The sequence below is a fragment of the uncultured Nitrosomonas sp. genome, from assembly GCF_902826915.1.
GTDB lineage: Bacteria > Pseudomonadota > Gammaproteobacteria > Burkholderiales > Nitrosomonadaceae > Nitrosomonas.
Genome location: NZ_CADEGP010000104.1, coordinates 1 through 6,424, shown reverse-complemented (window position 1 = coordinate 6,424; position 6,424 = coordinate 1). Strand labels below are relative to the sequence as shown.

The 6,424-nt window shown below is 40.8% G+C and carries 6 protein-coding genes and 1 tRNA gene; 5 read left to right on the top strand and 2 right to left on the bottom strand.

The window, feature by feature from the left end; genetic code table 11:
* Positions 1–437: 437 nt before the first annotated feature.
* Complete coding sequence (locus QZV86_RS13080) at positions 438–860, bottom strand: exosortase system-associated protein, TIGR04073 family (protein ID WP_295628992.1); 423 nt, start codon at positions 858–860, stop codon at positions 438–440.
* Positions 860–1,048, bottom strand: a complete 189-nt coding sequence (locus QZV86_RS13075) for a hypothetical protein (RefSeq protein WP_295628989.1) — start codon at positions 1,046–1,048, stop codon at positions 860–862. The genes QZV86_RS13080 and QZV86_RS13075 overlap by 1 nt, the downstream gene beginning before the upstream one ends.
* A gap of 220 nt (positions 1,049–1,268) precedes the next feature.
* Here QZV86_RS13075 and rpsU point away from each other — a divergent pair, with 220 nt between their 5' ends.
* The 5 genes from rpsU to QZV86_RS13050 all read left to right on the top strand — a co-directional run bounded on the left by rpsU (position 1,269) and on the right by QZV86_RS13050 (position 6,290).
* Complete coding sequence (rpsU, locus tag QZV86_RS13070; protein ID WP_013648785.1) at positions 1,269–1,481, top strand: 30S ribosomal protein S21; 213 nt, start codon at positions 1,269–1,271, stop codon at positions 1,479–1,481.
* A gap of 84 nt (positions 1,482–1,565) precedes the next feature.
* Entirely contained in the window at positions 1,566–2,012 is a 447-nt protein-coding gene (locus QZV86_RS13065) for a GatB/YqeY domain-containing protein (protein WP_295628995.1), read from the top strand.
* Positions 2,013–2,101: 89 nt separating this feature from the next.
* A complete protein-coding gene (gene dnaG, locus QZV86_RS13060) occupies positions 2,102–3,904 on the top strand; it encodes a DNA primase (protein ID WP_295628984.1) in 1,803 nt (600 codons plus the stop codon).
* A gap of 93 nt (positions 3,905–3,997) precedes the next feature.
* A complete protein-coding gene (rpoD, locus tag QZV86_RS13055) occupies positions 3,998–6,202 on the top strand; it encodes an RNA polymerase sigma factor RpoD (RefSeq protein WP_295628982.1) in 2,205 nt (734 codons plus the stop codon).
* Positions 6,203–6,213: 11 nt separating this feature from the next.
* Positions 6,214–6,290, top strand: a tRNA-Ile gene (locus tag QZV86_RS13050).
* Positions 6,291–6,424: the final 134 nt, after the last annotated feature.

Genomic DNA, 6,424 nt, shown 5'->3' with positions numbered 1-6,424 from the left:
CAGGCGGTATCGAATATAACATCTGGAGAGATTTCTTTATCGGCGCAGATGCACGCTATCAGTTGACTGCCGGTTCTCTGGACGGCACGAAGTTTGGTGGCATGACTGTCGGCGGTTATATCGGCATAGGATTCTAATCCCGATCAGTAATAATTTTACTTTGTGGAGATGAAGTATCCCAGATAGGTGTGGCTAGTACCTCTATGAATCAAGAAAAGGAGAGCGAGCGTTATGATCGACTCTAACTGGATATCATGCTGCTGTTTTAGCAGCACCAGCTTTCGCTCTTTTGAGAGGTTAACAAATACAAACTCTCGGCTTTGCCGAGAATGATTGAACTCGGAAGCCATTCCATTGATATATAAACACTATTTAATAAAAAATGAACTGACAGAATAAATAGTGGCGGAAGGTCAATATCGAATCCACGAATGCTATCAATTCATTTGATATCCCTTAAACTCTGTTTCTCGCAAGAAATCATTCCAAACAAAAATGGGATCAACCAATGGATTGGTTGGGATCATGAAAGTCACAAGGTCCAGTACGCCACATCCTGTGCGATTAATGGTATACCAGGCACCTTGAAGCACTCCTAGAGTAACAATAGTCAAGCCAGAAACTGGTGTATCTTTTTGTCCGGTTAAATGGATATTTTTCGGCAATTCTATCCATCCAGTAGCCACATTGGCTATACCAGAGAGAAGCTTCAAGCCTGCTTTGCTAAAATATGAATTTTCAGTTATTTCTTCATCTGCCATGGCTTGAGACGAAAAAAGAAAAGACAGAGAAACCACTAAAACAAATTTGGAAATTGATCTCATCAAAACTCTCCTTTTAATTGTAATATTTTTTAGCATTATCGGTAGTATTCGTTGACATTGCCACTGAATACCTTCAGCAGTTCTTCGTAACCAACAGATGACTTGGCGACAATATTATGCCACTGGGCTTCAGTGTAATTTTTCTGACAAAACGTCATAAAATCAAAAAACCAACGATTGATCAAATCCATATCCGAAGCAACACCGCCATAAAGTAGCTTCAAAGTATAAGGCGCATCTGAGATGCAAAGCACACAGAAATAACATAAATCAGGTTAAAACAGTAACCAGCTCAAGTAATTCTCGCGCCTTATTGCTTGCAGACACATAGATTTTTCTTTTGCAATAAATTTCTTGGTGTTATAATTGAAGGCTTTTGATGCCTATCATGGGCAAAAAAACAAATTTTTACTTATCAACTAACCAAGAGGTTACGCCTTATTTATGACGACTATTAAAGTTAAGGAAAATGAGCCATTTGAAGTTGCAATGCGACGCTTTAAACGTTCTATCGAGAAAACAGGAATACTAACAGAATTACGTGCTCGTGAGTTTTATGAAAAACCAACGGCAGAACGGAAACGCAAACTTGCAGCAGCAGTGAAACGTAACTACAAGCGTTTGCGTAGTCAATTGCTACCACCAAAACTTTATTAAGTCATCATAGTCAGAATTGCAAGTGGTTGAGCACCATTTTCAACTGTCTTTGAATATGGAATATCAGGATCATCCATGATACCTATTGATTTAAAACAGAAGATTACTGAAGACATGAAGATTGCGATGCGAGCGGGCAATACTAAGCAGCGTGACACCATCCGCTTATTGCAAGCCGCCATCAAACAACGAGAAGTTGATGAGCGCATAACACTTGACGACGCAGCAGTCATAGCTGTTATCGAAAAAATGCTCAAGCAACGGAAGGATTCAATTACTCAATACGAAGCAGCACAGAGATTTGATCTTGCCAATAATGAAAAGGACGAGATCTCGGTCCTAAATACATATATGCCAAAACCTTTTGATGCTTCGGAAATTAATGTCTTAATTTCCGAGGCAATAACTGAAGTCGGTGCAGTAAGTATGCAGAACATGGGAAAAGTAATGGCGATACTAAAACCCAAGCTTGCCGGACGAGCAGATATGGCCAAAGTATCAATGCTGATTAAAGAAAAAATATCGACCTAGTATCATCCGCTTAACGACTGTATTTTTTGTAACTTCAGTCGCGATAATTTCTTTTATTTGTTTGCGGGACGTATTATTGTTTTGAATAAATGATTCCACAAAACTTTATCCATGACCTGCTCAATCGTGCTGATATTGTTGATACGGTTGATCGCCATGTGCCACTAAAAAAAGCAGGCGCTAACTTCGTTGCATGTTGCCCGTTTCATAATGAAAAAACTCCCTCATTTACGGTCAGTCAATCTAAACAGTTTTACCATTGCTTTGGTTGCGGCGCACATGGCAATGCAATCAGTTTTCTAATGGAATATAGTGGATTGAGCTTTGTTGAAGCGATACGTGATTTAGCAGCTTACGTTGGAATGCAAATGCCCATTCAGCAAACCGCCGCACCTCCCAACCCGGTCGTTCCGAGTGATTCAGAGAATTATTTCGCAAATGATCATCACATTAGCAATCCAGCAATATCTCCTCAAGATCTTTTAAATGTAATGCAAGTTGCCACTCGCTTCTATCGGGAGCAATTAAAAAACTCTGAAAAAGCAATCTATTATCTTAAAAAGCGTGACTTGTCGGGTCAGGCAGCCGCACGATTTGCTATTGGTTACGCACCAACTGGCTGGCAAAATCTGGAAACGGTTTTTTCAGATTATAAATCTGAAAAAACCCGTAATTTATTAGTGCAGGCTGGATTAGTCATCGTCGGCGATGAAGCTAAGCAATACGATAGATTCAGAAATCGCATTATGTTTCCAATTCTTAATCAAAAGGGTCAGATCATTGGTTTTGGCGGGCGGGCATTAGACGATGAAGAACCCAAGTATCTGAATACTCCGGAAACGATTCTATTTGAGAAAGGGCGCGAATTATACAATTTATTTTCTGCGCGTCGCGCTATTCGCGAAGCAAATTGCGTACTCGTTGTAGAAGGATATATGGATGTCATATCGCTTGCGCAGCATGGGATTGATTATACAGTAGCTTCATTAGGTACAGCCACAACCAGCTTTCATCTGCAAAAACTATTGCGCCAGACTGATCAAATCATTTTCTGTTTCGATGGTGATAAAGCGGGCAGAAAGGCAGCTTGGCGAGCTCTTGAAAACAGTCTTGCGCTGCTTTCAGATGGCAAGTTTCTGAACTTTCTTTTTCTGCCTGATGGTACAGACCCAGACAGCTTTGTGAAACAGAATGGAAGAGAATCCTTTGAGCAGCAACTTAAACAGTCAGTACCCTTGTCAGAATTTCTATTTAAGGAATTATGTTCAAGAATTAACCTCCAGACCAGTGAAGGTCGAGCCAAACTGATACATGATGCCAAGCCGCTATTGCAGCAAGTAACTGCACCGGCACTTTCGTTGATATTATTGAGACGCTTGGCAGAGCTCTGTAACATTAATCAGCCTGAGCTGAAAGAACTATTACAAATAAATCCATCTTACAAGAAACGCACAGTAAAAAAGTCAATACGAAAACAACCCGTTACAACTTATCGCTGGTTAATCATGATGCTATTGCATAACTCAAGTTATATCAATAAGATAGACAGGAACTTACTTTCGGGGCAAAAGGAGGACTCAGAAGAAATTGCCGCACTAGAAGCATTGATTGAACTTTTTGATAAATATCCACACTTGATTAATAGCGAAGCGCCAACTTCAACAATAACCGCTTACTTACAAGACAATTCACATAGAACATTGTTTGAAACTATCGAGAGTGAAATTTTAGAGTGGAACGACACAATTGATTTAGAAGCAGAATTTTTAGGTGCGCTAGAAAAACTACAGCAAGTACAGCGCAAGAAACGCATCACAGAATTATATAGCAAGTCTTTGAATACCCTTACTGATGATGAGAAACGGGAACTACTACAACTAGCGATGCGATGAAACCAGTTTAGAAAGTGCCAGCAGTAATGAATTTTGCTATAATTCTACGCTTTCAGCTATAAATTAAATTATCCATGTTATTGGGAATTCAGTATGCCAAAAACAAGAGCAGGCGAGTCTAAAGATACAAAAAAAGAAGTTTTCAATAAGTCATCCATAAAAAAAACCGAAAATATCGATAAAGAAATGGCAGAAAAAAAAGTGAAAATAACTGCAAAAAAAGCAATAGATAAAAAAAACCTAACAAAAATATCTGTTAAAGCTACAAGCGCGGTTGAAACTTATCAAGTGGCAGTAGAAGAAAATGCTATCGATCTGAGTGAAACCAAGAAAACCAGAGGCAGAACTCCAAAAAAGAACAAAACAAGCATAGGTAAGGATCAGATTGATAAGATCAGTACTGCCTCGATTACCCAAAGTAGCAATTCACAGCCTCAGGATATTGAGGCGCGTCGCATGCGCTTGAAAATTCTTATCGGATTAGGGAAAGAGCGTGGATATCTTACCTACGCGGAAATCAATGATCACTTACCTGATGATATGCTGGATGCAGAGCAAATTGAAGGCATCATTAGCATGATTAACGATATGGGCATATCTGTGCATGATGAAGCACCAGATGCCGAAGCCTTGCTAATGTCCGATGCAGCCACAACTGTAGCTGATGAAGATGTCGCAGAAGAAGCAGAAGCCGCACTTTCAACAGTAGACTCCGAGTTTGGACGCACGACCGATCCAGTGCGTATGTATATGCGCGAAATGGGTTCAGTTGGTTTGCTCACGCGCGAAAGTGAAATTGAAATTGCAAAGCGCATCGAAGGTGGATTGCGCCACATGATTCAAGCAATTTCAGCCTGCCCTCCGATTATTGCAAAAATAGTCGACTTGGCTACTGAAGTTGAAAAAGAGACTATGCGCATTGATGAGGTTGTCGATGGGTTATTAGATGCAAACGCGCAAGATATTATCAATGAAGAGTTTCCTGAAGAAACTATCGAGCAGGAGCTGGCCTCCAATGATCTCGATGATGAAGAGGATGACGATAGCGATGGCGCAGCAATTGCCAGCGCTGATTTGTTAAAACTTAAAACAGATGCACTTGAGCGTTTTGCGATTATTCGCCAGATGCATAACGAAATGCAAGTCTTACTTGAGAAAGATGGATCCCATCATCAGGGATACATCAAGTTACAAGATGAAATTTCGGCTGAGTTAATGGCCATTCGCTTCTCTGCAAAAATGGTGGAAAAGCTTTGCGACACTCAACGTGAATTAGTTGGCGATGTGCGCAGTTATGAGCGCAAAATAATGAATCTGTGCGTATCCAAAGCGAAGATGCCAAGAAATCACTTTATCAAGACTTTCCCTGGAAATGAAACAAATCTTGATTGGATAACGCAAGAAATCGATATGGGAAAACCTTATAATCAGGCACTCGAACATTACAAACCAGCAATTCTTGAAGAGCAACACAATTTGTTGGCACTTAGAAGCAAGATTGGTATTCCAATAAAAGACTTGAAAGAAATCAATCGTAAGATGTCCACAGGCGAAGCTAAAGCTCGTCGTGCCAAACGAGAAATGACGGAAGCAAACTTACGTCTGGTAATTTCAATCGCGAAGAAATACACCAACCGTGGATTACAATTTCTTGATTTAATCCAGGAAGGAAATATCGGTTTAATGAAAGCAGTGGATAAATTCGAGTATCGCCGTGGCTACAAATTTTCAACTTATGCAACATGGTGGATACGGCAAGCAATTACCCGCTCAATTGCGGATCAAGCGCGCACCATACGGATACCGGTGCATATGATTGAAACAATCAATAAGATGAATCGTATCTCACGGCAGATACTGCAAGAAACCGGGCAAGAGCCAGAACCGGCTGTACTCGCGCAAAAAATGGAAATGCCCGAAGAAAAAATTCGTAAAATTCTCAAGATTTCCAAAGAGCCTATTTCTATGGAAACGCCGATTGGCGACGACGAAGACTCACATCTCGGCGATTTTATCGAAGATGCGGCTACAATGGCACCAGCCGATGCAGCAGTCTATGCCAGCTTGCGCGGTGTAACAAAGGATATATTGGATTCTTTAACGCCACGCGAGGCCAAGGTGTTACGCATGCGCTTTGGTATAGAAATGAACACCGATCATACTCTGGAAGAAGTAGGAAAACAATTCGACGTTACCCGTGAACGCATTCGCCAAATTGAAGCTAAAGCGTTACGTAAATTACGTCACCCTGCCCGTTCTGAGCGTCTACGTAGTTTCCTAGATACTGGGAACAATTAAAATACAAATAAGGGTCTGTAGCTCAGTTGGTTAGAGCAGGGGACTCATAATCCCTTGGTCGCTGGTTCGAGTCCAGCCAGACCCACCAATAAATTAAGCACTTAGAAATTTATTTTCTAGGTGCTTTTTTCATTCTAGCTCGATGTAGGCTGGGCGTAGGAAAATAATGAGTCGGCCCTGCAAAATTCACATGACTGTGGCGGAGGCTTTGTATACAAGAAA

Bases quoted from the DNA above. Each gene is read 5' to 3' on its own strand.
- rpoD (WP_295628982.1), top strand. From the start codon at position 3,998: ATGCCAAAAACAAGAGCAGGCGAGTCTAAAGATACAAAAAAAGAAGTT.
- QZV86_RS13080 (WP_295628992.1), bottom strand. From the start codon at position 860: ATGCTAAAAAATATTACAATTAAAAGGAGAGTTTTGATGAGATCAATT.
- rpsU (WP_013648785.1), top strand. From the start codon at position 1,269: ATGACGACTATTAAAGTTAAGGAAAATGAGCCATTTGAAGTTGCAATG.
- dnaG (WP_295628984.1), top strand. From the start codon at position 2,102: ATGATTCCACAAAACTTTATCCATGACCTGCTCAATCGTGCTGATATT.